At 31.4% G+C, this 24,714-nt stretch carries 23 protein-coding genes; 1 reads left to right on the forward strand and 22 read right to left on the reverse strand.

Going from position 1 to position 24,714, the window contains the following annotated elements; genetic code table 11:
- Positions 1-34: 34 nt before the first annotated feature.
- The 18 genes from RSD37_RS01200 to RSD37_RS01285 all read right to left on the reverse strand — a co-directional run bounded on the left by RSD37_RS01200 (position 35) and on the right by RSD37_RS01285 (position 19,948).
- Positions 35-1,576: a 2-hydroxyacyl-CoA dehydratase family protein gene (locus tag RSD37_RS01200; protein WP_346944867.1), complete on the reverse strand. Its 1,542-nt coding sequence runs from the start codon at positions 1,574-1,576 to the stop codon at positions 35-37.
- Positions 1,573-2,766, reverse strand: coding sequence for a 2-hydroxyacyl-CoA dehydratase family protein (locus RSD37_RS01205; RefSeq protein ID WP_346944868.1), 1,194 nt, complete (start codon positions 2,764-2,766; stop codon positions 1,573-1,575). The genes RSD37_RS01200 and RSD37_RS01205 overlap by 4 nt, the downstream gene beginning before the upstream one ends.
- Before the next feature lie 12 nt (positions 2,767-2,778).
- Positions 2,779-3,567 carry an AAA family ATPase gene (locus RSD37_RS01210; RefSeq protein ID WP_346944869.1) on the reverse strand — a complete coding sequence of 263 codons (789 nt, stop codon included), beginning with the start codon at positions 3,565-3,567 and terminating at the stop codon, positions 2,779-2,781.
- Between the two features lie 372 nt (positions 3,568-3,939).
- A complete protein-coding gene (locus RSD37_RS01215) occupies positions 3,940-4,452 on the reverse strand; it encodes a hypothetical protein (protein ID WP_346944870.1) in 513 nt (170 codons plus the stop codon).
- 220 nt (positions 4,453-4,672) lie between these two features.
- On the reverse strand, positions 4,673-5,689 hold the full coding sequence (locus RSD37_RS01220) for an NERD domain-containing protein (RefSeq protein WP_346944871.1): 1,017 nt from the start codon (positions 5,687-5,689) through the stop codon (positions 4,673-4,675).
- Between the two features lie 277 nt (positions 5,690-5,966).
- Positions 5,967-6,059: a DUF6718 family protein gene (locus RSD37_RS01225; RefSeq protein ID WP_346944872.1), complete on the reverse strand. Its 93-nt coding sequence runs from the start codon at positions 6,057-6,059 to the stop codon at positions 5,967-5,969.
- Positions 6,053-6,925: an Rpn family recombination-promoting nuclease/putative transposase gene (locus RSD37_RS01230; RefSeq protein WP_346944873.1), complete on the reverse strand. Its 873-nt coding sequence runs from the start codon at positions 6,923-6,925 to the stop codon at positions 6,053-6,055. Before RSD37_RS01230 ends, RSD37_RS01225 begins: the two co-directional genes overlap by 7 nt.
- A 178-nt stretch (positions 6,926-7,103) precedes the next feature.
- Positions 7,104-8,960, reverse strand: coding sequence for a DUF2357 domain-containing protein (locus tag RSD37_RS01235; RefSeq protein WP_346944891.1), 1,857 nt, complete (start codon positions 8,958-8,960; stop codon positions 7,104-7,106).
- A 23-nt stretch (positions 8,961-8,983) separates the two neighbouring features.
- A complete protein-coding gene (locus RSD37_RS01240; protein WP_346944892.1) occupies positions 8,984-9,463 on the reverse strand; it encodes a DUF2357 domain-containing protein in 480 nt (159 codons plus the stop codon).
- The gene (locus RSD37_RS01245) at positions 9,438-11,132 is read right to left on the reverse strand and encodes an AAA family ATPase (protein WP_346944874.1); all 1,695 of its coding nucleotides are present in this window, start codon (positions 11,130-11,132) and stop codon (positions 9,438-9,440) included. Before RSD37_RS01245 ends, RSD37_RS01240 begins: the two co-directional genes overlap by 26 nt.
- Positions 11,133-11,644: 512 nt before the next feature.
- Entirely contained in the window at positions 11,645-12,397 is a 753-nt protein-coding gene (locus RSD37_RS01250; protein WP_346944875.1) for a hypothetical protein, read from the reverse strand.
- Positions 12,387-13,241 carry a hypothetical protein gene (locus tag RSD37_RS01255; protein WP_346944876.1) on the reverse strand — a complete coding sequence of 285 codons (855 nt, stop codon included), beginning with the start codon at positions 13,239-13,241 and terminating at the stop codon, positions 12,387-12,389. Before RSD37_RS01255 ends, RSD37_RS01250 begins: the two co-directional genes overlap by 11 nt.
- A gap of 1 nt (position 13,242) precedes the next feature.
- On the reverse strand, positions 13,243-15,177 hold the full coding sequence (locus tag RSD37_RS01260) for a hypothetical protein (RefSeq protein ID WP_346944877.1): 1,935 nt from the start codon (positions 15,175-15,177) through the stop codon (positions 13,243-13,245).
- A 223-nt stretch (positions 15,178-15,400) separates the two neighbouring features.
- Positions 15,401-15,547, reverse strand: coding sequence for a hypothetical protein (locus tag RSD37_RS01265; protein WP_346944878.1), 147 nt, complete (start codon positions 15,545-15,547; stop codon positions 15,401-15,403).
- Positions 15,548-15,725: 178 nt separating this feature from the next.
- The gene (locus tag RSD37_RS01270; RefSeq protein WP_346944879.1) at positions 15,726-16,034 is read right to left on the reverse strand and encodes a nucleoside triphosphate pyrophosphohydrolase; all 309 of its coding nucleotides are present in this window, start codon (positions 16,032-16,034) and stop codon (positions 15,726-15,728) included.
- A gap of 23 nt (positions 16,035-16,057) precedes the next feature.
- Entirely contained in the window at positions 16,058-16,861 is an 804-nt protein-coding gene (locus RSD37_RS01275; protein ID WP_346944880.1) for a GIY-YIG nuclease family protein, read from the reverse strand.
- Between the two features lie 56 nt (positions 16,862-16,917).
- Entirely contained in the window at positions 16,918-19,170 is a 2,253-nt protein-coding gene (locus tag RSD37_RS01280) for a DEAD/DEAH box helicase (RefSeq protein WP_346944881.1), read from the reverse strand.
- Positions 19,171-19,285: 115 nt separating this feature from the next.
- Complete coding sequence (locus RSD37_RS01285; protein ID WP_346944882.1) at positions 19,286-19,948, reverse strand: hypothetical protein; 663 nt, start codon at positions 19,946-19,948, stop codon at positions 19,286-19,288.
- A 306-nt stretch (positions 19,949-20,254) separates the two neighbouring features.
- On the opposite strand from RSD37_RS01285, the gene RSD37_RS01290 reads away from it, so the two are divergent.
- Positions 20,255-20,791 carry a nitroreductase family protein gene (locus RSD37_RS01290; RefSeq protein WP_346944883.1) on the forward strand — a complete coding sequence of 179 codons (537 nt, stop codon included), beginning with the start codon at positions 20,255-20,257 and terminating at the stop codon, positions 20,789-20,791.
- Positions 20,792-20,845: 54 nt separating this feature from the next.
- On the opposite strand, the gene RSD37_RS01295 is transcribed toward RSD37_RS01290, so the two are convergent.
- From RSD37_RS01295 to RSD37_RS01310, 4 genes are read right to left on the reverse strand one after another with little or no spacing between them, the layout of a single operon-like run.
- Positions 20,846-21,580, reverse strand: a complete 735-nt coding sequence (locus RSD37_RS01295) for an amino acid ABC transporter ATP-binding protein (RefSeq protein ID WP_346944884.1) — start codon at positions 21,578-21,580, stop codon at positions 20,846-20,848.
- 13 nt (positions 21,581-21,593) lie between these two features.
- Entirely contained in the window at positions 21,594-22,259 is a 666-nt protein-coding gene (locus RSD37_RS01300; RefSeq protein WP_346944885.1) for an amino acid ABC transporter permease, read from the reverse strand.
- 9 nt (positions 22,260-22,268) lie between these two features.
- On the reverse strand, positions 22,269-23,099 hold the full coding sequence (locus RSD37_RS01305) for a transporter substrate-binding domain-containing protein (protein ID WP_346944886.1): 831 nt from the start codon (positions 23,097-23,099) through the stop codon (positions 22,269-22,271).
- Between the two features lie 50 nt (positions 23,100-23,149).
- Positions 23,150-24,331 (reverse strand): MalY/PatB family protein, encoded by a 1,182-nt coding sequence (locus tag RSD37_RS01310; protein WP_346944887.1) that lies wholly within the window; start codon positions 24,329-24,331, stop codon positions 23,150-23,152.
- Positions 24,332-24,714 lie beyond the last annotated feature (383 nt).

The raw sequence follows: 24,714 nt of genomic DNA on the forward strand, positions 1-24,714 counted from the left end.
TAAAATTCTCCTTATCATCATATTATCTTTTATATTACCAAGCATTTTCATCGTCAACCAGCTCCAAACTAGGATCAAGTGGCTCCTCTCCCATAACTGTATGCATATATCTATTAACCTCTGTACGCATAGCATTTCTACTTGCATTTCGTGGATCCATAAGTCCATGGGTAACCCAAATCAAATGTATTCCCCGTTCACGTGCCTGTTCCTCAAATATACCGTGGTAACCAGCCATGGCTTTACATCCAATATGCTCATACATAATAACCATATCTGCATTAAATTGTTCACAGAAACGCCACAAATCAGTAACTCCAACCTGGTATCCTCCATTTGAACGATTACGCATGGTCATGTTCATATAAAGGTGTGCCAAATCCAAGAAAGCCCTCTCCTTATCATCTGTGCTACACATACGGGTAGTTGTAAGACTTAACATATCAGCCATTGGCAATATCCCCCAACAATTTTGAAGCCACAATGGAAAAGCGCTAAAGTACTGAGCCTGAACTCCCCACAGAATTGCACGATGACGAACTTCTCTTACACAAAGACACTTTTTCTTATACCCTTCCATAACCAACTTTGTAATCTTTTTATCCGCATCTAAAAAACGTTCATCTCGTCCTCCTGCGATTTGATAAGTTACATCTCTATAAAGTGCTAGGTTGTTACCTATTATCTGTGGATAAGGAGTACTTGTTATATCCAACCATTCAATGAAGTGTTCTGTCTCCTTATTAAATACATCTATAGCTTTAAAATAACTATCCCAATTGAATTTTTCACCTGTCTGCTCTTCAATAAAACCAATAGCATTCTTAATATCTTCTGCAGCATACTCTTGAACACTTTCTTGTGTATGCCTTATTGGAACAGCTAATTGGAAAGTTGGAATCTTTGATCTACGTGCCTCAATTCCATTACCCATCATACTTCCATCACAGGTGGTGTTACACTGTATTGCACATTTACCAATAATAGGATAATCATCTTCAACAGCAACCCCAACTTCAGCTGCTGGCATTGGGCATACATCACCAGGTATTCCATATTGCTGTGCTGCATCTATATAATGAAGAACTCCATCCTGTGCCATGGTTGAGCTTGTGTATATTGGAGGAATTTGAGTGCAAACCATTCTGAGATTAGGAAATCCATTCATAATTTGGCTCATCATATTTTCATCAAATATCACAATCTTATCACTTAGCTTTTTGTCTCCACCAAGACGTTGATCCGCTTTAAAACAAGTAGAAATTGTATCACACATATGATCTATAACAAGATCAAACTCAGTATGTGCAATTCTAAGCTGTATACCTCTAAGACCTTCTGTATGACGATCAAGGAAATCTGGAACTGCAAGATAATTCATCATCCAACGATAGCGGAAAAAACCTTTGATGATTATTGGACCCTTCAGAAAAAATCCAATCAAACACTTCCAAATATAAAGCCAACTAGTGTAATCATACCAGGTATCCTTAAATCCCCTCCATTCACGACGTTTACGTGTCCTACCACCGTGAAAAAGTTTCCCTAGTTCTTCACTTCCAATTTCTTTACTCATGGTCTATTCCCTCCTTGAATATTCTTAATTTCAATACTCTCAACAAAAGCCTGAACACGAGTACGAAGCTGGCCAGATGTACCTACAACATAAGGGCGGTCCACGGAGAGAACTGGATAACCGTACTCCTTATTCATAACATGGCTGGCATGAGCTCGCTCATATCCCCAGTAATCACAAAATTTTATCTGATGATATATTATTCCCTCAGCCTTAAACTCTTTTGCCAAATCATTTACATATCTGTGACGCTCATGGATTTTATCAGTATTCATATACCGTGGACACTGTCCTGAAACCATATAATGTCTACAAATTTGTGTTAACACATCCTCTGTATCATTAATGATAATTTCCTGACGTCCCGGTAATGATCCAAAGCAGAAACGATCAGCCACCACCAAAGCCCCAGCTTCTTCTATAACCTTTATAAACCCTGGGTCATCAATTTCCGAACCTGCAACAACCACACGGGCTCTAAAATCCTTTTTAGAATTTGGCTCACGGGTGCTTAGTTCCTCCAAGGTTTCACGTAAAATCGGAAGAAGCAGATCCTTTGGACAACAGTAGGTAGCTAAGCAAAATACATGGAATTCATAACCCGTAATAGAAGGATTATCTGCCTTACGGTATTGGCCTATATCAGTTATAAGTCGGTTAATCTGATTTTGCTGTTCAACAGCCTTGCGTAATGCTTCATCAGAAATATCAATGTCATAGACTTCATGTAAAGGTTCAAGAATCCTAAGTCTCATCTGTTTAACATAATGCTTCAATGCCGTTTCATCAGATTTCATAGGTACATCAGAATAAGTAATAAAGAATTTCTCCTTATCACATAGCTTAAGTAACTCAATATTCTCAACACAACGATTCATCTGTGCGCAGGCATCTGGTGAAATAATGCAATCCAAAAACTTATACCCGCCTTCCATAGCTCTTTCTAACAAAGCTCTGCAACACTCGCATAGCATACTGGTCATATAATATGTTCCCATCTCTATTGAACCAGTCCTAGGTGCACGAAGTCGTACTGAAAAACAGCCTGGTAAATCCAGAAGAACTTCTGGAATAAGACTGCATACACTTCCAATGGCAATACGCCCTTGCTCTTCACCACAACGAATTAAATCATTATAATCATGATTCAATTGATTTTCCAAGTAATATAGGTGTTTTAAATCTTTCATCTTCTCCTCCTATCATTTTAAAATTTGAAATTTTTGTAAAGCTCTGCGTGTTCCTTGTACAATTTCAGTATCATCTGGTAGATAAAAAACATTTTTCCCCGTCAAATCATAGGTAGCTAACTTATTATCATTACATATATAAGAAAGTATAGGAAGGTCTTCTGTATCCATATAATCTTTAACCGAAATATCTGGAAGACGATTTGCAATTGCTCCTAACTTTTCATACATAACAAGTTCTTCAGCTGCATTTTTGATGGTCTTAATAACTTGGGTTCCTTTTTTACTACAATCTGTTATTAGCAATAAGTGGGTAACCTTTTCCATCACTCGCCTATTAATTTGCTCTATTCCAGCTTCTCCGTCAATGACCACATAATCAAAGTTCTTTGAAAGAATACTAATGACTTCTTTCAAATAAGAATTAATCTTGCAATAACAGCCAGCAGCTTCCGGTCTTCCAATGGCAATAAATGCAAACCCCTGTGATTCCACTATGGCGTCATATATGCGGTACTGTGCCTCACCAAGCAATTCAATAGCTGCTTTTGTATTTCCATCCTCCAATGTATTAACCACCGCTTTACGTATATCATCAAGGGTAGTTGTAACCTCAATGCCCAAAGCAGTTGATAAGCCAACGGCGGGATCTGCATCGATGGCAAGAATTTTTTTATCTGGATAAGCTTCTGTAAGTAATTTCACCATAACCGCCGCCAAAGAAGTTTTCCCTACACCACCCTTTCCGGCTACTGCAATAATCTTAGTATTCTTTACACTGTTCTCTCCCTTATTTTTCATCTTTTTCCTCCTAGCTATTTCAGTCCTATTTATTTCAATACCTGTAATCAGCTTAACTGTAAAAAGTACCTATATCATCACTCCTAGAACTCCTCCACAAGAAAGGAATTTAATACATTATTTATAATCCCTATTAAGGTTACTTGTTTGAAAATACAGGTAATACTAATATTTATTAAATTTTTGCCCGGTTATGATGATATTGTTAAAATTTTCATAAAAATAACCACTAACTACTTAAATCAATAAGTGGTTAGTGGTTTATATTTTAGGCTATAATAATTTTATTTTTCAACCCTCAAGGGTCTCACAAGGGAAGGACTTATCCCACTGAGGTTTTTCAATTCTCAATATAAATTTCTGTTATTACTACTAACATTCATGCTTCTTCTCTTCTCTTAAAGCTTTCACTACTTCTAATTTTAGATTTAGTTTATCTGCAATTACTTTATCCTCTAAAATATCAAGCAGACTTTTAGCCGCTTCAAGCTTTCCTTTCTCTATTCCTTTTTCAATTCCCTTTTCTACACCCTTTTTCTCAACCTCTGGATCATATAATGTTTTTGTCATTGTATTCACCTCTTTTTCTAATATATCATCATTTAAATAATTTCTATTTAAGTACTCTATAAGATTTTGTATTGCTAGAAGCATCTTATGAAAATCTTCTCCAAGAATTTCATCTGACTTAAACAAGTCTTTTGATTCATTGGCCAGCTTTGTAGCTAGTTCCTTTGCTCTATATGATAATTCTTTCATTTTATTAATATTATTATTCTTACTAGATAGCTCTAATTCCTTTCTCAAACTAAAAAGTTGTAATGGAATTAGCGGATACATCTTCTGTTTTAACAGTTCTTCATCTGTGTACTCCCAGTACTTCATAACATCTACTGTGTATATAGCTTCTTCTGAATTTGGGAATACTATTCTTAATTTAAGTTCATCCTTAATATTTCTATTTTCTTCATGTAATGTCTATATGAAATAAATTTCACATATGAATTTACTATTGTGGAAATCTCCTTGCTACCAAAGTTCTTATGTTTCGCTTGCTCTTATAGTAAAGTGAAGCATCATAATCAAGACAGCTTTCTATTAAAATCTATTGTACATTATTATATTTAAATATTATATTCAAAATCCCATCGCCATACTTCTCAACTTTTGTAGCTCCAAATCCTCTTACCTTCAATAATTCTTCTTTATTTCTAGGCTTGGCTCTTACTAACTCATCTAAAGTCTCATTACTAAATATGAAGTATGGTTTGACACTCATTAATCTTGCCGTTGCAATTCTATATTCCTTAAGCTTATTATACAATGTTTCCGACTCGCAATTGCCTTGATCTTTTCTAGATACTTTTATAAAATCTTCCTTAGGAAATAACTTCTCTTCCTGTTTACTCTTTATACTTTTAATGTGATTTTCCTTAATTGCTGTATCAGCTAGAGAACATTTCTCTAAAACTTTATAAATGTCATTAATTTGAACATTTGATAAAACTTCTCTTCTTCCCTTAATATCTTTTTCTAATGTAGAACTTAGTTTATTTCTCTTTAAAATATATACTACTGGTGATGATACAGAAATCTTTTTCAACTCACATCTCTCACTAAATACTATGTATGAATAAACATACTTAATATCAATTTCTCTAAGCAATTCTACCAATGCACTTATATGTGCTTTATTTTGCCATACTGGGTTAAAGAATTTATTCTTCTTTCCACCCTTTACTGACTGTGTCCAGTTTTTATTTTTCTCATCTCCAAATATCCAGCCACTATAATTCTTAGATTCAAAAACATATATACCTGACCTATTTATCATTAATAAATCTATTTCCGTTGTTGTTCCATCTTCCCTTGGTATATATAAATTACATAATATTTTATTATCACCTTGTAATTTTTCAAGAAATACAAATGTTAGAAACTCACCATAATTCCCCTTATCAAATATCGTTTTAAAGAAACTATTTCCACTAATTACTTTATACTGAGATTTTTTATATTTTATGTTTATAGATAGAGTCTTAATACCTATTATAATACCCGTGCCTATAATCAAATATATGAAAGGCTTTAGAATTGGAAAAAATATCTTAAATTCAAGCATAATATCACTCCTTTTTCATTCTAGCTAATTAGATTAAGTTACAAGGATTATACTTTTAACATAACTCTAATATATCCCTAATTATTATTCAGAATAATTATATCACAATTGTATATATTATCTAAAAATCTATATTAAACCACCAATTGTTGTGTTTCGCCGCTTTAACGCCCAATAATTCCTATGTGATCCTTATTCTCTGAGTGGTTTATTTTACATAATAAACAAACCACCTGAACCATTAAAATAACGGATCAAGTGGTTTAGATTTACTATGCTACATATTTACTACCTTTGATATGAATTCAACTTCATTACTAACTACTATATATGGAGTATATTCCTTATAAATTTCTGTTACTACTAACATTCATGCTTCTTCTCTTCTCTTAAAGCTTTCACTACTTCTAATTTTAGATTTAGTTTATCTGCAATTACTTTATCCTCTAAAATGTCAAGCAGACTTTTAGCCGATTCAAGCTTTCCTTTTTCCATACCTTTTTCCATACCTTCTTCTCTGCCCTCTTCTCTAGCTCCTTCAAGTCTACTCTTCTCATCTCTTATGGCTTTATCTCTAAGTTCTGCCAGCTGTATCACATCTTTATCACCACTTATCTCATATAAAACATCCATAGCTTCCTTTATTTCTGAATCTTCCTTCTTCAAGCCATCAATCTCCTTTCCTTCGGGGTTTATTAAAAAACTTAACCATCTATGTAACTTGTTATTATAATCTTTTTCACACTTTCTGAATTTCTCCAGTTCGATAAAATGTATTTCTACAATATCACTTAAGAGTTTCTTAGTAATATCTTCATAAAGATGATAGCTACTGTGAAATTTACTATCCTTTATATAATTAAAATCTAATATATTTACTGTAATTGTTTTATTTAACTTAGTATAATTATCTCCCTTAACCAGTTGTTTTAATATCATTTTCGATAAATAAAATATTGTCCGCTTAATCATATTATACTGATTAATCAGCTGTATTTCTACATTGATATGAACATTAGTTTCAGTGGTAACATTGATATCTAAAATACTTAATTTCTCACTGGCAATGAGTGATGTGTTTAGTTCTTTCTCCTCTAAGTTCAAACTTTTAATTTTTCCATTTCCACTCGGTTCAAGTATAGAATTTAAAAAACTAATTAATATTTTTTCATTACCCTTCACACCAAATAACTTTTGAAACACAACATCATTCTTTGGATCTAATAACTTGTTCATATTATAATTCCTCCTATGTTTAATCTATATCCAAATTATTAACACGAACACACATTCTTATACATATTTAAATTAATATATTCTTCCTAATCTCTGCTACCACATAAAAAAAGGCCTTGAATACTCAAAATACCCAAAACCTTTCCTCCATTCAGTATTACTTTCCACCATACCCTATCTACCCATTTCTCCCTTGCAACAGTCCCCTAGCCACTTTCTCAAACTCCCTTATATCCATTTTCTTTACTATATCATTATAATAAATCTTTACGTCCTTACCTTTAGCTATAATATCCATACCATTACTACATTCCATATGCAGTGTTTCATGATCCTTATCATTCTCTTCGATTCTTAATTTAACTTCTTCAGCAAACCTCTTTAATTCATGCCATACTCTATATTCTTCTTTGTTTTTTATGAATAGTTCTGCTACTACTCCAGAGGCCATCATTAAGTAATCACTGGTATAAAGACATCTTCGTACTGGATACCCCATGACTTCTATTTTCTTCGGTAGTTTAATCCATTCTACTATATTTATTAGGTAGTATGGTTCATCTGAGTTCTTTGGTATTTCGGTTATTTCATTTCTTTTTACTTCTTCTATTGATTCCACTTTACCGTAGTATGTTATTCCTGCTTCATCTTTAAAAGCTTTTATTGATTGTGCTAATGCTACATATTCAATGTTATGCTTTATTAGATTTGCTTTTGATTTTGGAACATGATAAAACCTTTCTTGTAGGCTTACCTCTAACTGCTTATAATCTTTTACTGGCCCAATTAAAACATTCCTATTTGTAAAGTATTCATCTTTTAGATACTCTTCTTTCCCCACCTGATCAAGTGCTCTTTCAAAGGTTGAGTATGATGATTCATTTATTAATTCATCTAAAAACTCTTCCATTAACTTTGTGCTTGATGGAAGAAAGGGTATAGCTCCTATGTTTACTTCTTCTATGCTTCTATAGAAATCGTGATTTCTAAATTCTTCTTCGTTGTTGTATGGAAATAATACAAATGCTCCAAAAATACAGTTTTCATTTGTGTTAGTTTTTTTATTCTCATAAACTATGGCATCTCTATATCTATGCATTGTGTTTATATCTTCTGTCTTAGGTCCAACTCCATGATAAGTTGCTTTATAACCTTCTGTTGTATCTATTCTATATTTACCATCAAAGATAAACTCATAAGCCTTTTCACTACCATCTTTATTAATTGATAAAATGTTATCTGGCTTTTGTGATACTGTTTTAGATAATTTACTTCTATTGTAAAGCACCTCGAAGGTCTCTCCAGTTCTAGGATTCTTGTATTTTAAAGATGAACTATTACCTTTCTTTAAGGCTACACTTATACCTGTCTTGTGAATCTTTAAGAAATCTGCTGATATAAGGTTGTACTTCTTTTGTAGTAATGAATTTATTTTTATAAAACACCAATACTCATATAATTCACTAAGCTCCTTTATAGATAAAGATATAACATTACTATTAATAGTTAAGCCCTTTTGAAGCATTAAATAATATTTATAAATCTCTCTATAACCACTTCCCATAGTAAAAACCAAGGACATTGATGCTTCATTATATTGTGCCTGCATATCTTTCAAAAATGATGAATTAATCTTTGTATTAATTGTTCTCTTGAATATATTTAATTTATCTAAAACAACTTCATCAATAGAGCCATATCTATTACTGTTTTTATATACCTTAGTAAATTCATTAATCTTCTTGATTATATTAACTAGCATAAACTTAACGAATCTATTTTCCTTTGTGTTAATAGTTACTGTTTTTTTAGTTTGCAGAGCCTCTATGCCATTCATATGTGGTCTTTTTTCAAGCCACTTTATAGTATCACTTGTAACATTCTTAAGCTTATCATATTTCACAATTTGATTCTCTTTTTCTAATTTATGATGTGGATTATTTATAACTACATCTATAGATTTTTTTAGTTTCTCAAAAACATAATTTAAGATACTATAAAACTCAGTTTTACTGCTGTTAGTATTATTACTGATCTCTGCGCCTAAATAAGTTCTCGCTAAAAACCATAAGCAAGATTATAAATCTCCTCATTAACATCCCTAAGAATCTCTTCATAATCCTTCTTATAGCTAAGCTTACTTGGATACACCTCTAGCTTGCAGCAAAACTCATCATGTCCATTAGCTCTTACTGTAAGATCTGTATGCCCAATATCTCCTCTGAAATTTATAATTCCACTAAGATTATTACTTCCCTTAACCATTGGAGTTACTTTATTTCTAATATGTTGATTTTCATGATAAAACTCTAACTTAGCATTATTCTTGCTAAGTATGATAACCTCATAATTTTTATATTCCTTCAAATGAACCTTCTCGTTAAAACTCGTATTTAAATCCCCACAAAAACTCTTAATAGAAATTGAAGTCTCATCACTAGTTCCAATGCTATCCTCATTTCCCTTAATGACAAAATGTAAATTATCTGATTCTATACTTAGAATTTCTTGATTATTGCCAGAAGGTTGTGAATCCATCACGTATGAACCTCCTAATCATATAGATAATCTTTTCATTAGTTAATTCATATTTATCAAGGGAGTTTTCCTTCATCTTCTTAATATCTGCATCTTCTAAGTAAGTTGAATTTTGAGTTTTACAACCATTTAGTTTATCAAATAAAGATATTAATAAATCCTGAACATCTTGACTACTTCCACTTATCTTAGGAAGAATCTTTTGAGTAACAGCCATATCAAATGCGGCATCAAATTCTAGCAAGTCATTTTCAGTTGCATATATCATATAAAATACAATTTCATCCCTAACTCTATAACCAAAATGCTGATTATACTCTTGAAGCACATTATTAATTTCAATTAATCTCTCTATAACCTTAGTAGCAATTTCTTTGTGCTCTATACAATGAGATAACTTTAAGAAATCAGACTTAAGGAGATTATTATGATAAGTTTTAGCTTCAACATCTTCAGTATTTCTATCTTCAAATGAATAAGATAAATCAACCTTGTTAAACTCAATTGTATTTGCTCTATCTAATACCTTCTTACTAAATGGGAATGTTGTTTCATCCATATTAACAGTTCCAACAATAAATAGATTTTCAGGCAAATATACATCACCATATTTATCAAAAGCAGTAGTATCAGTTCCAACTTGCTCTTTACTTATCAATGGATTAGTTATGATAATTCCATCCTCGTTAACTCTTCTTGTCTCCATAATAGATAAAACATCACTAAAATAATATTCAACTCTAGCCAAATTCATCTCATCAAGACAAATAAAATAAGGAAGCTCTGGATGCATCATAGCCTCATAAGCCACAGATGTAATAACTCCTGGAGTAAATTCGCCCTTAATATTTCTATACCCTAATAAATCAGTTGCATCAGACCAATCAGGCTTAACAGGCACTAAACTAAATCTCTTATTATCACTAGTTGCACCAATCGCCTCTGCAAATAGTTCTACAATCTTACTCTTACCAGTACCCGAAATACCAGATAAAATAACAAATGGTTTAGCCTTTAATGATATGTATAGGTTCTTAATTAAGGCTTGGTCATAATCAAAGCCCTTAGAAGATATGTAGTTATGTATTTCTCTAACAACATCTACTGAATTAAAATCTAAAATTATAGAAGTTTCTTCAACAATATCGTCTATTGTTTCATCCTCAAAGTCATCTTCTTCCTCAACTTGATCCTCTGATGATAATTGCGATCTATCAATTAACTTAACTATGAATGTATCTAATTTATCTCCTTTATAGAAGTCTATGAATTCTTGAGCTTCTTCTGGAAACTTCTTAGGAGTCTTATTATTATTTTCGCTTTGATATTTTTTTATATATTTGTATGAAGCATCTAATGTATCAATTAGTAAAGTAACAAACCTTTTATCATTAAACATAATGCGAATAACAGGGTTTTTTCGTCTATTTTCATCATTATTAACCCAATCAATCTTTGCACTATAAGTTTTCCCATCACAAATTAAGCTTACTTTATGCTTTTGACCCTTTGAAAGTTTAACTGATATATTGTTTAAAAATTCTTCTCGTATGTCCATTGGAATAACACTTCCAGAACCAAATGTAGATGAATCAACTCTTTTACTTGCAATGTAACTTTTATCCTTAACCCTACTATTACTCCAAGAACTTGATCTTATTTTTTTCATAGCTTATATCCCCTATCATTTAATATCTTATATTGTTATTCTAACACTTAGTTATTGGATAATATATCAAAGATTTGTTTTTAGAGGAATCATTCCACCATTGTGTTAGTTCTTAGGCATAATATAGCTTGTTACACCTGATATCTAATAGTGTTAAGTCTAGCGACTGCAGCTTCTACTTACTCTTTATATATCATTATTTCATTTTCACTAATCTCTACTATTTCTGCTAACTCCCTACGGGTAATCCTTGTTATTATAAAAGCCCTACGCTTTGCATAGGGCTTACTTGGAAATTTTTTGGACTTCTCGGGTGCTACTTAGGGAGCTTGTAACCGAAGTTGCTTATATAATAAATTATCCTAGTTTTCTATAAACTACTCTTCCTCTCAAAGGAACTACTTATCTTTGCTATCTCTCCTTCAATGGATTTTTTTCCTACAAACTTGTTCGCTATCTTGTATTCCTATTTCGATTGTCTACTGTTTTGAATATATAACATTCACATAGCGTTATACATTTAATTTATTTATATCATAATAATAACTTAAGTACTTTAGAAAGACTTGTTGTAATTCATCCTTTTCTAACATTGGTGACATAACAACAGGATAGCTTTTATTAAATTCAAAAATCACTCTTCTCCCTACCCTCTCATCCTTACCTAAGTCATCTCTATCTTTTATTTTTGCTTTTAACACCTTAGATAAGTCTAAATCATTAATTATATCTAAAATGTTAATTAAAAAGCGGTCATTTCTAAATATCTCATACTTAATTATATAATTATATAAATCTAAATTATCTATTATTAACTGAAAGTACTTCTCTCTTTCACTTTCTAGTATGTTATCACAGATATATTGAGCCCCTAAAATACATTTGTAGATATAATTCTCCCAATCAAATTTCTTTAAGACAATATTATTAAAAACATTAATACCATCTTTTATTGATGAATACTTCTCCAATAAATATTCTCTCTTCTTAGTACAAAGTAGAGAGTGCCAAAATACTTCATCTAAATGTATATCTCTATCAGTATTGAGATAGGATTTTGAAATAATCCCAAAAGCTTCAAAATAGCTTTTGTTTCTTTCCTCGTCTTCTGAAATATTCATGTAAATAGGAAAGTTAGGTATTTCACTTATAGAAACCTCTTCCCCTGAAAAATATTCATCATTACTATTTATTTGATCATTTAAAAAATCTTGATAAAATTGTTCATTATTCTTATATCCCTTTTTCAACAATCTAATTTGCATCTTTATATAAACTCCTTACTGTTTCAGTATATTTTCCTAATATCTTATCTGAGATCGAATAAATTACTTCATCAATATTCTCTATAGATAATTCACTTATCATTTTACTTCTCATAAGATTATATAATTTAAAATCCAAACCATCTGTTGGGGGATCTATCTCATCCAAATTAACTTCCTCTGATATATCTTCACTATTATTAGTTATAAATCTAAACAAAGCTTTCTGCAGCCCCATATATACATAAGGGTTATTAAGAATATTACTTTTCTGTGAATCGTTAAATTGAAAAGATTCATTTTTATAAACTAATACTATAGTTTCACTTCCTATTTCTATCTTAATGTCCGACTTAATATTAGGATCTACACGCTTTTCAAATATCTCAAGTGGTTTAGCATTACTTCCATCAAATAAAACAGTATTAGAGAATCCTAATATCGAATTAGCATCTACTTTAATTTCTTGCCTATATTGATCATAAAAAGAGCTTAGATCGCTATTATCTTTAAATGAGATTTCTTCCTTTGCTTGAATAAGCATTTGTATAATAGTTCTCTTACTCATAGAGATCCTAGACTTAGGAATACAAATAAACTTATCATCTACACCAACATTAAAGAATTTGTTATCTTTTGATTGGATAACTAATATCAATTGTGCTTGTCCCTTTACTAAACGCATATTAATAAAATTAGATGTAATTTCACAGTTTATTTCAAATCTATAATCTTCAACATTCTCATTAAGATCTATATCTAAAATAAATTCACAGTTTTCATAGCTATTTGATACATTTGTTAAAATTGGATATGGAAAATTTGCATCCTTTTTATATATCATTTTACACCTCTACATAGTATACAAATTTTAGTGCTCTATTAAAGTTTGATTTTAACTTGAACTCAATTTGTGCTACTCCATTTATTATTTTAACATCCTTAATTAAATTGTTTTTTATGCTACATATTTTTCCTGAGCTAATATCCTTAGCACTTTCATAGCCATCATTTAATTTAAACTCATTAGGACACTCTTCTCCCATTCCATTAACTACCAATAATGCTACATCACACAATTTAGAATCCTTTAATTCCTTTGTACTAGTAAAGTCAAATATAACAACCTCTCTATCAGATAAAAGTAGTCTTTGAACTATATCTGGATGAGTATTATATCTTGTTTCCTTTTCTGTATTATTACCTTCATTATCCTTCTTTTCCCGCTTTACTTCCTTTGCTCCACTAGGTTTCTTCCTAGGTTTTGGATCTTTTCCTGATGTAGGTGATTTTTCTTTAGTCTTTCTTGTTGGTGGAGGTAATTTAGCTACGATTCTTTCCTTCTCACCTTTATTTAATTTAACAGTATCCATAGTTTGTGATAAATCTTTTTTAAACTGACTTTCTATAATATAAAGAATATCTTTGGTATTCATAACACCATCCGTTGGATTTTTCTTTTTTATTTCTTCATCTAGGACACTTGATATTTCCTTAGAAATATTATTAATAAATCTTTTAGCATTCCTTTGTAGCTTCAGATCTTTAATATGCTCACTAGCTAATTCTGTATGCGATTCATTTTCTAAAGATTTTAAAAACATATCCTCAATTTCACTACCTGGTATTAAAACAGCATTAAAAGGTTTATTTACATTCCCCTTTATCTTTTTATCTTCTATTTTCATACCGATTGTTCTTACTATAGCTACTCTACCCTTTGATATTTCTTCATCATATGTAAAATATAATTTAAATTTATAGTCATTATTTGAATCTTTTATTATTATTTCTCTATGTTCACTCCTTGTAAATGTCCTAAAATAAAGTGGAGTAAACTCTTCTTTTATTTCAGAAATTGCTTGTTCATAATAACTACTATTCGTTATATAGTCTTGTATCGTAGAACTATTTATAACTTTTTCATTAACTATAACCTGTAACTTTTCTTGCATGATAGCAATAAAGAAACTATCACATACACTTTTAATTATATCTTTTTCATCATTAAACTGTTCTCTTAAAAATGGAATTATTATTTTTAATCCCCTAGCATCTTTAGAAAATACTTGATGAAATTTATTCTCAAAAGGATAAAACTTAGTTTTCGAATCTATAATTTTTTCATCAGTAAAATACCCTGTAGATCTATAGAAATCACTTTCATATTCATGTTCAATTAGCTGTACAGTTCCCCCTAAATGTTTATTGCCCTCGTCATCACAATTAGCAAAAAACATCATATTTAGTTCTGACGCAGCATTTGATGCAATCTTCCCTATTCCATGAGAGCCACCCCTAACCTTTTCAAATTCTTCATTTTCAGCTTCAGCGTGAACACCTTTATTGTACGCATAAATACTCCAAGTATCTTCATTAGAATCACTTTGACCATTTAATGCACCTTTTAACCCCTTTGTATTAGAATCCTCAAATGAAATATAGCTTACTCTATCCTCTACCATTTTCTTTTTCATATGTTGGATAGTTTCTCGAGTATAGCTATTTCTACCTTTTAAAGATAAAATTCTTTTCTTAATCTCTTCTATGCCAGGTATATGTACTTTTTCTATTTCTCCAATTTTTATACTAACTACTACAGGTTTATTCTCACCTGATATTTTTCCATCTAATGAATTTTGTATATTTTCTCTAACTAATCCTGATATACCAAAATTATAAAATCTTTCAAGAACAGGATTAAATGTAGCTTCTTCAATTCTATCAACTACAGTAAACATCCAACAGTCTTTCTTATTTTCTTCTAATATACTACTCATTATTTCACCACCCTTTAATATTATTTTTATTATCTTAATATCTAATAAAATATTAATTTCACCCTATGTAAACTTCGTATAATATTCCTAATTTCAAGTCCAGTATACCACACTGTTTTGTCTGTTTTTATCGAATTATTTATTACTTTGAACCATAAATCAAACTATGATTTTTAAATCTATATAATTTGATACGACAACTCTCTTGACAAACTCCGTATATTTAAATTATTACAACAAATATTATATCCATATATTTACATAGCGAAACAAGTGTAAATATTGTTTCATCTAATTGATATCCCTGTTCTTCTGTTCTTTTAGAACACCGTTCCAAGTTGCTCGTTATATAAGCAAAATATCCATTCATCTTGGCCACCCTTCAGATGGACACTTTTCTTATTTATCAAAATAAGCCTCTATATTATTCAATCTTAATTTATTCGAGAATTCTAACACTTTACCTTTAAACTCTTCAGTTCCATGTACATATTATATAAAAATCTTTGGTATCTTCATAACCCAATCCCCCCTATTTTCCTTTTGTTTTACCTAACCCCTTTCAACACAACCCCTTCCTTAAATCCTCCTCTTTCCTCAAACTTCGCTTTCCTCTTCTCCATAAATTCTTCCTCTGAATACCCAAGATTCTTCGCAAGTCCAAACAATACTTCCATAACATCTGCCAGCTCTTCTAAATTTTTATCCTCTAAATACTCATTTACTTCTTCCATAAGCTTCTTCTCTAAAAGTCCTGTGATCTCTTCCTTTGAAGCTATCTCTATTTCACACTGCTTTCCATCAGCCTCTATTATTGCTGGTATTTTATCTCTTACTAATTTATTGTATGCTTTCATACTAATCTCCTATAATTATTAATTTAATTATTATTTAACTGAACCTTATTGTATGGTCCATAATTTATAGTCCCTAAGGTCTCTTTCCATTTATTCTCTCTTTGAATTATATCTTCACCTTCGTAGAATTCTATTACAGAAAACACTACCGAATTATATCCATGCTCTAGTATAAATAAATTTAAATGCCTTGCATCTCCATTAGAAACTAGATGCTTCATCCACCTAGCTAAAATTCCACCTTCTCCATAGGCACTTCCTATATATCTGCTTGTTCCATCTACAGCTCTTTGAATATATATACCCTTCTGGCTTAGAACTTCTTTAAGCTTATTTTCATCACTATTATCCTCACTTATAGCTATGATATCTCTCCAAGTATATGTTTGTCCCATTACATCACATACACTTGTATCAACATCTGGTAAATCTAACCCTTCAAATTTCGGAGTTCTGGAAGTAACCCTGTTTTCCAAACAACTTTTAATGACTTCTCCATCTTCTAATATATTTTTTATAACTTTAACTAACTGTAAGTTATCTTCAACCTTATAATCAATCACATATCTAGTACTTCTAACTACATTACCTATTTCTTTTAATGATTCTTTTAATTTCGAGTCTACTACCTTCGAGTGATATACAGTAAAAATATTATCTTCACCATTACCTTTTAATATAAATGCCCTTATTCTGTATTGATTAGGCTTTACATTATATCTTACGTAAGGGTCACTACTATCCCCACTATTATCTACTGTATTTTTAAATGTAAATAAACTTATGATTCCACTTTGTATTAATAATTCTTCTAACTTATCTAACATATATAATCCTCCTATTGAAAAAATATTAGCCTATGGTACTTACCGAAAACATACCGTTACTTGTTTTTATAATACCCCTTCAACTTCTCCTCACATACCCCATCTATCCTAACCTTTTCATCAAAGCTAAGCTTATCCCATACTTTCCTATTAAACTGCACAAATTCTATATCTCTGCATTTTTCCATGAATCTCATGTCTTCAAAGCGTTTGAATGGATTTGAGAAGATGTTTTTCTTTGCTGTTCCTCTATCTATAATCTCATTATTATAAATAGAAGTTTTCTTTTCACCTACAAGTCCTCTAGCTTTCCTATCTTCGTAGAAGCCAATAACACAGTCAACTAAGTCGTCAATGAGAACTCTCCCTTTGTTATCTGCCTCTGCTAGCATAGCCTGTAGTAACACTGGTTTGTAAGAGGCTGACATAGTCATTTTCTCTACAAACTCCATGAACTTTTCTTTTATATTGGAGTCATTTATCATATCCCATCCAAACTCCTCTGCATACTTCTTCACTGTTTCTTCTGTGAAGTATTTGAATGTGGTGCTCCCACATGGCACTTCCATATCAGCTTCTATCTTTCCTTCTCTGATATATCTTCCTACTGTTTCCGCTTGTACATCTACCCTTCTTACAAACTCTATTTGAGATATCATACCCTTTGCTTCACTTTGCCAGTTAAATAAATCTATATGCTGAAGATCCATTATATCCACTGGTAAGTCAATTAACTCCACAGGCTTTTCTCCTCTTCTTAGGAAGTCCGCTTCTTTGAATTTTTTATCTCCATGACCAAGGACTAAAGCTCCTGGTACATAATTTTCTAAGTTAAATAATCTATGAGTTGATAGTGGTGCATTGAAAAGACTTGAGTTGTCTATAAAGTCAAAGACTAATAGATAATCCTTTCCTTCTGATTTTCTTGTTCCTCTACCTAACTGCTGCATGTATATAGTCTTAGACATGGTTGGTCTTGCCATGAATAACACCTCTGTCCTTGGACTATCCCAGCCTTCATTTAATAAATCACAAGCACATAATACCTGTATCTTACCTTCCTCATAGTCCTTTAAAATTCTATCTCTCCTGGACTTATTTAAGCTTCCTGAAACTGCTTCTGCTTCTATTCCTCTTTCTTTAAATGCCTTTGAAACTTCCTCTGCATTATGAACTGAGGCACAGAATACCACCGTTCTTTTATCTTTAACATAGTTAATATAAGTATCAACTAGTACATTATTTCTCTCAGGTACAAAGAGTTTACTTTCTAAATCCTTAGAGTCATACTTTATTCCTCTAATCCTAACATCAGATATATCCACATTAGTTTTAACTCTTATACATCTAATCTCTGCAAGTATTCCTTGTTTTACTGCTGTTTCTATATCAATCTTATGAGCCACATTCTTAAATAAATCTAGAATATCTTCTCCATCTGCTCTTTCAGGTGTAGCACTTAATCCTATGGTAAACTTTGGTGTAAAATAAGATAATATTTTCTTATAACTATCTGCTGCTCCATGGTGAGCTTCATCTATAATTACATAATCAAATTCATCAGGTCTAAACTCCTCTACATGACCACTTACACTTTGAATGGAACCACATACAATGTCAGCTTCCTTCTCCTTTATATCTCCCATATAAGTGCCACAGCTTGCCTTCTCCCATAACATTTCAAAGGTTCCCTTAGCTTGTTCGATTAATTCCTTGGTATGTCCTATATATAGAGTTCTTCCCCCTATGGATTTAGCATCTTCTACTGCCGTTACTGTTTTACCTGTTCCTGTGGCATGATATAAAAGAGCTATAGTATCACCTGCTTCTCTCATATCTCTTAAACTTGTAAGAGCATCCTCTTGATGCTCCCTAAGTTCGAGGACTGCTCCCTTAGGTTGTGGCAAGTAATCCTCTATACTTCCCTCTAATGCCTCACCTAAAAATGTAGCCATCTGATCCTTAACTAAATCTGGATACCTTTTTAATTGTCCATCTGTCCACCTATAAAGTTTCCAATCCTTATAGATAATACTGTTTTGTTTTAAAAGATCATCATAATACTTCTCATGAGAAACCTTCCCTGGCTCATGAACGCCTTCTCCATCTATCTCAATTGCTATCTTCTCTTTATCAGTAACTATAGCAAAGTCTATATATCTACTTCTCCCATATATATCGCTCAACCCATACTGGATTGATAAACTACTTGTCTTCTCTGGACCAAACTGTTCACTAAATAATTCAATGAACTTATCCTCTGCTCCACTAGCTAACTTAATTTCATCAGTCTTCCCCTTAATAGCCATGATTTCCTCCTCTAGAATTGTTTTTTCAACATAAGGCATCTTCAAAAAATAAATAAGCCAATCTCCTAAACTTTTTTGAAACCTAGCTATATTGTATCACCTACCCACATAGTGCTCAACCAAAACATCCCATTTGAACAAATTTATGACTAGCCTGTGTTTGCAAATTTAAATACTTTATTATCTCAAAAACCCCTTTCTTCAGAAAGGCTAGGTTATTATTATATTTAATAGAGGAATCTTTAATAGATGGATTATTTGTTATGGGTTTGCACTGATAACATTGTGGATTTTCATCTATACCCTGAAGGTTTTCATCCCCACTATAGGAGTTTTCATCCACACTGTCCTTGTTTTCATCTACACTCTGTAGATTATTATCTACCTTCAAATTATCGCAACTAGAAGCCTCTTTTATTTCATTACTGCTATCATCTTCTATACTTACACCACTAGTTATTAGCTCTGTATATTTTTCACCTATGCCAAAATAGGAATACGTACCACCATCTCTTATAACCTGGTGAGTAAGTACTCCTGCATCTCTTAATTTGAAAAATCTAGATTGAATAGTGCATTTTTTCATGTTTAATATAGGTAACGCCTTCAAAACTCCATCATATCGAATCCAATAGTATGTTTGTCCATCTACAATTTTAACCTTCATCCCCTTAGACTCTTTAAAATCAATAAAATATCTAAGGATCGTTGCATCCAAAGTATCAAGCCCAAGCTGAACTAACTTATCTTGTCTAAACCCCATAATTGTGTATTTCATAATTATATCCCCTTTTAAAATATGTATTTTTAGCCTTGAAACCCATTCAAATACTATATATGCAATTATGAAATTTTTTTACACTTATTCTAAAATAATTTAAGAATTTTTATTTTTGCAATAATTTAAAATTTTCTCTAAGAGCCTCAACCCCAGTTACCCCTAAGCTTTGAACCCTCCAAGAACATAAAAACATAAAAAGCTAACTTCCTAACTTCCTTGGTATCCAACCCCTTGATTCTCTATTTTGTACTATACTATAATAGTCAATAGATAATAATTATAAAATTTAAGTGAGGTATAATAATGGAATTACAAAAATGTGTAGAAACAAGAAGAAGTATTCGTAAATTTAATTCAAAGGAAGTAAGTAATGAGGTTATAACAGAACTAGTAAATGCTGCTGCTTATGCACCATCATGGAAGAATTCTCAGGTAACTAGATATTATGCTATTAAAAATGTAGAAGTTAAGAAAGCTATTGCTGATGCAATGCCAGCTTTTAATGGTGATATTGTAGCTGCTGCTCCTGTTATTATTGTTTCAAGTGTAGTTAAGAATAGATCTGGTTATACTCGTGAGGGTGGATTCGATTCTGCAAAGGGTGAAGGTTGGCAAATGTACGATTGTGGATTATCTAATATGATTTTCTCACTAAAAGCTAATGAGCTAGGCCTAGGCAGTGTTATTATGGGTATCTTTGATGAAGAAAAGGTATCTAGCATTGTAGAAATTCCTGATACTGAGGAAATTGTTGCAGTTATTCCTCTTGGATATTTTGATGATGAAGCCGCAATGCCAAGACGTAAATTTGCAGATGCTATTTTAAAAATAGTAGAGTAAGAGTAATATATAGAAAAGGGACTATCTCATGATTTTTTTGAGATAGTCCCTTTTTTAACTACTTATTTTTCCGGCAAATCTTCTTACTCTTGTATCATTATCTTCATGAAATAATTCTTCTGGAGATCCATCTTCAACTATTTTTCCATTATCCATGAATATTATCCTATCTGCTACTTCTCTTGCAAATTTCATTTCATGGGTTACTATAAGCATAGTCATATGGGCTTTTGCTAAACCTTTAATTACCTCTAAAACCTCGCCTATAAGTTCAGGATCTAAAGCAGAAGTTGGTTCATCCATTAATATTATCTCTGGATCTACAGCTAAGGCTCTTGCTATAGCCACTCTTTGTTGTTGTCCCCCAGATAATTTTGAAGAATACTCATTGGATTTTTCCTCTAACCCTACCATTTTAAGATATTCCATTGCTATTTCTCTAGCTTTTTCTTTGCTGATTTTCTTTACAGTAGTCAATGGTTCCATTACATTCTTCAAAGCTGTTTTATTTTTAAATAAGTTATAGCTTTGAAAAACCATAGCAGTTCTTCTTCTAACATCTAATATATGTTTTTTATGAGCTAAGGATAAATCAATCTCTAAATCTCCAAACTTAAGTGTTCCACTATCAGCTTTCTCTAAAAAGTTAATACATCTTAATAATGTTGATTTTCCTGTACCTGATGGTCCAACTATAGCTATAACTTCACCTTTTTTTACCTTTAAGTCTATATTCTTTAATACTAAGTTATTTCCAAAGCTCTTAGTTAAATTACTTAATTCTAACATATTTTACTCCTTATCAAGCTTTGTTAAATGATTTCTCAAGCTTTCCTTGTATGAATCCTATAATACCACTTAACATCCAATAAATGAGAATTACACAAGTAAAGGCTTCTAAAAACTTATATTTAGCCGCTGCCTCCGATTGAGCTGTTGCCATAATCTCCGTTACTCCTATAGTAAATGCTAAGGATGAACCCTTTACTATATCTGCAAAGGTATTAACTAAAGTTGGAATTGCAACTCTTATGGCCTGTGGTAAAATTATTCTAACCATTGCTTGAGTATAAGTCATACCAATGGCATAAGCTGCTTCCTTCTGACCTTTATCTACAGATGCTATAGCTGCTCTTAAGCTTTCTGAGCAATAAGCTGAAGCATTAAGACTAAGTACAATTATAGCTGATGTCATGGCGTCTAAACCCTTTAACCCATGTATAATTTGTATTAATCCAAAGTATATAAAAAACATTTGTGCCACTAGCGGTGTTCCTCTAAAGAATGATACATAAACACTAGATAACTGCTTTAGTACTGGTACCTTTGCATCTACAAATAAGGCTATTGCTGTTCCTATTAATAATGCAAATACTAATGATACTAAAGATAATGTCAATGTTACCTTTAAATATTTAAGCATTAATGGTATTAAATTTATAACAAACTGAAAATCAAATATAGGCATTAACATCACCTATTTAGATTCTTTAGTAGTATCTAATTCAAACCATTGATTTGATATTTTTGAGAAAGTTCCATCTTCATGCATTTCTTTTATAACTTTATTTACAGTTTCAATAGTTTCTTTATTTGTTTCTTCTTTTCTAAATGGGTATTGATTTATTTCATAAACACCAGTGTCGATATCCGCAACCTTTAAGTTCAATTTTCCCTGTTCAATAGTTGTTTTTGCTTTTACTTCTGAAAGCCATGCTGCATCGATTCTTCCTATCTCTACATCCTTTTCCATAGGAACTCCATCAAAGGTTACTATGTCTAATCCTAAATTGTGCTTTTCATTTAAATCTTTTAGAGTTTTTTCTCCATTACCACCTAATACACAACCTACTTTTTTACCCTTGAAATCTTCTATCTTTGTATTAGAGTTATCAGTTGGTACTACAAATTTATATTTACTATATGCATAAGTATCGGTAAAATCATATTTTTCTTTTCTTTCCTCAGTAGTAGACATTTGATGTGCCACTGTGTCTATTTTACCTGCATCAAGCATCCCCATAAGTCCACTAAATTTTGCTGTTTGATATTCTATCTTATACCCAGTTCTTTTCCCTATTTCATTCCAAACATCAATCTCAAAGCCTTTTGATTCATCATTTTCTTTGAAGCACCATGGGTAGTATTCTGTAGAAACCCCTACTGTAAGAGTTTTACCACTGTTAGTTGTACTATTCTCTGATGTTTTATCCCCATCTGCAGTTTTGTTACCACACCCACTAAAAATAGTTAAGCCTATTGTTAATGTAGCTATTAATGATATTATTTTTTTACTGTTAATTTTCATTTTAAGTCCTCCTTATATTCAATTGTTTTTTATTAATTAGCTTTTGCTAGTTAGTTTTTCAACGTATTAATTGCTTTTAGAACTCGCTCTAATGCATCCTTTAAAGTTGATTTAGGGCAAGCTAAATTTATTCTTATGAACCCTTCTCCACCTTTTCCAAAGTAATATCCTTGGTTCACTAAGACTTTTCCTTCAGTAATTAATAACTTTTCTATTTCCTTTGGTGTTAAATTCAAAGCCCTAAAATCCAGCCATGCTAAGAACATAGCTTCAGCTGGAATTACTTTTATACATGGAATATTCTCTTTGAAAAACTCCTCCATATATACAAAGTTGCTTTCCACATAATCTAACATCTCATCTAACCATTCCCCGCAATGATCAAAGCCTGCCTTTACCGCAGTTAATCCTAATAAATTTGGTTTATTGATACTTTCACTTAATAAAGCTTGTTTATATCTTTTTCTTAAATATTCATTAGGTATGATTACATTTGATATCTCTAGCCCTGCTATGTTAAAGGTTTTATGACTTGCTATACAAGTTATAGAGTTTTCTATAGCCTCCTCATGCTGCTGAAGAACAAAATTATGGTTATACCCTTTATGTACAAGTTCACAATGTGCCTCGTCCGATACTATTAAAATATTATTATCAACTAATATCTTTGTTAATTCACTTAACTCATCTTTTGACCATGCTCTTCCCACTGGATTATGTGGATTACATAATATTATCATCCTTACTTTTTCATCAATGATATTCTTAAGGCCATCTAAATCCATATTGTATTTTCCATCTTTAAGTATTAATGGATTTTCAATAACCTGTCTATTATTCATCCTAATTAAATCATAAAAGTTAGAAAATACAGGAGGCTGAACTATAATCTTGTCCCCTTCATTAGTAAAGGTTTTTATAATTCTTGCCAATGAACTAACTACTGTACCACTAAATTCAATCCACTCTCTTTTTAAAGTTAAATCATGTCTTCTCTTATACCAACTAATTATTGATTCATAAACATCTTCATATCCACCGCTGTAACCTAATATGCCTTCATCTATCTTATTTTTTAATGCACTTCTAATAGGCTCTGGAGTTTTGAAATCCATATCTGCAACCCAAAGTGGTAGAAGATCATTATCATCAATTCCAAATCTTTCTTTTATTCCATCATACTTTAAAGAGTGTGTATTTTTTCTTTCTACAAATTCATCAAAATTATACATTTTTATACCTCTCTTCAATGATACCCCAGGAATGATCATTCCTAGGGTATCATATCAATTTATGCAATTAATTGCATTAAATATTCATTATTTGTATAACTATAGCTTTACCTATAGTTATTTACTATATTTATATATTTTGTAATCAATAGCAGATCTAGTAAAAATTTAGAAATCAGAACTACCCATTTTACGGTGGTATTCATTATACAATAAAAAAGGCTATTGCTATTGCAATACCCTACTAAGGATTACTTATAAATTAATATTCTTATTTATAATAATTCAAAAAATAAAAAATAACCTAGATTAAAAATCTAGGTTATAAGACCTGGCAACAACCTACCCTCCCACACAGCTGCCCGTGCAGTACTATCGGCCTC

Origin of the sequence: Clostridium sp. (assembly GCF_036646415.1) — a bacterium.
Classification (GTDB): Bacteria; Bacillota; Clostridia; order Clostridiales; family Clostridiaceae; genus Clostridium_J.

What these genes read in the sequence shown, in the direction of transcription:
- RSD37_RS01205 (WP_346944868.1), bottom strand. Translation starts at nt 2,766, where the DNA reads ATGAAAGATTTAAAACACCTATATTACTTGGAAAATCAATTGAATCAT.
- RSD37_RS01200 (WP_346944867.1), bottom strand. Translation starts at nt 1,576, where the DNA reads ATGAGTAAAGAAATTGGAAGTGAAGAACTAGGGAAACTTTTTCACGGT.
- RSD37_RS01230 (WP_346944873.1), bottom strand. Translation starts at nt 6,925, where the DNA reads ATGAACAAGTTATTAGATCCAAAGAATGATGTTGTGTTTCAAAAGTTA.
- RSD37_RS01260 (WP_346944877.1), bottom strand. Translation starts at nt 15,177, where the DNA reads ATGAGTAGTATATTAGAAGAAAATAAGAAAGACTGTTGGATGTTTACT.
- RSD37_RS01270 (WP_346944879.1), bottom strand. Translation starts at nt 16,034, where the DNA reads ATGAAAGCATACAATAAATTAGTAAGAGATAAAATACCAGCAATAATA.
- RSD37_RS01225 (WP_346944872.1), bottom strand. Translation starts at nt 6,059, where the DNA reads ATGTTAGTAGTAACAGAAATTTATAAGGAATATACTCCATATATAGTA.
- RSD37_RS01280 (WP_346944881.1), bottom strand. Translation starts at nt 19,170, where the DNA reads ATGGCTATTAAGGGGAAGACTGATGAAATTAAGTTAGCTAGTGGAGCA.
- RSD37_RS01300 (WP_346944885.1), bottom strand. Translation starts at nt 22,259, where the DNA reads ATGCCTATATTTGATTTTCAGTTTGTTATAAATTTAATACCATTAATG.
- RSD37_RS01285 (WP_346944882.1), bottom strand. Translation starts at nt 19,948, where the DNA reads ATGAAATACACAATTATGGGGTTTAGACAAGATAAGTTAGTTCAGCTT.
- RSD37_RS01245 (WP_346944874.1), bottom strand. Translation starts at nt 11,132, where the DNA reads ATGAAAAAAATAAGATCAAGTTCTTGGAGTAATAGTAGGGTTAAGGAT.
- RSD37_RS01295 (WP_346944884.1), bottom strand. Translation starts at nt 21,580, where the DNA reads ATGTTAGAATTAAGTAATTTAACTAAGAGCTTTGGAAATAACTTAGTA.
- RSD37_RS01250 (WP_346944875.1), bottom strand. Translation starts at nt 12,397, where the DNA reads ATGCAAATTAGATTGTTGAAAAAGGGATATAAGAATAATGAACAATTT.
- RSD37_RS01310 (WP_346944887.1), bottom strand. Translation starts at nt 24,331, where the DNA reads ATGTATAATTTTGATGAATTTGTAGAAAGAAAAAATACACACTCTTTA.
- RSD37_RS01265 (WP_346944878.1), bottom strand. Translation starts at nt 15,547, where the DNA reads ATGAATGGATATTTTGCTTATATAACGAGCAACTTGGAACGGTGTTCT.
- RSD37_RS01220 (WP_346944871.1), bottom strand. Translation starts at nt 5,689, where the DNA reads ATGCTTGAATTTAAGATATTTTTTCCAATTCTAAAGCCTTTCATATAT.
- RSD37_RS01240 (WP_346944892.1), bottom strand. Translation starts at nt 9,463, where the DNA reads ATGGATTCACAACCTTCTGGCAATAATCAAGAAATTCTAAGTATAGAA.
- RSD37_RS01215 (WP_346944870.1), bottom strand. Translation starts at nt 4,452, where the DNA reads ATGAAGTACTGGGAGTACACAGATGAAGAACTGTTAAAACAGAAGATG.
- RSD37_RS01275 (WP_346944880.1), bottom strand. Translation starts at nt 16,861, where the DNA reads ATGTTAGATAAGTTAGAAGAATTATTAATACAAAGTGGAATCATAAGT.
- RSD37_RS01255 (WP_346944876.1), bottom strand. Translation starts at nt 13,241, where the DNA reads ATGATATATAAAAAGGATGCAAATTTTCCATATCCAATTTTAACAAAT.
- RSD37_RS01305 (WP_346944886.1), bottom strand. Translation starts at nt 23,099, where the DNA reads ATGAAAATTAACAGTAAAAAAATAATATCATTAATAGCTACATTAACA.
- RSD37_RS01210 (WP_346944869.1), bottom strand. Translation starts at nt 3,567, where the DNA reads ATGAAAAATAAGGGAGAGAACAGTGTAAAGAATACTAAGATTATTGCA.
- RSD37_RS01290 (WP_346944883.1), top strand. Translation starts at nt 20,255, where the DNA reads ATGGAATTACAAAAATGTGTAGAAACAAGAAGAAGTATTCGTAAATTT.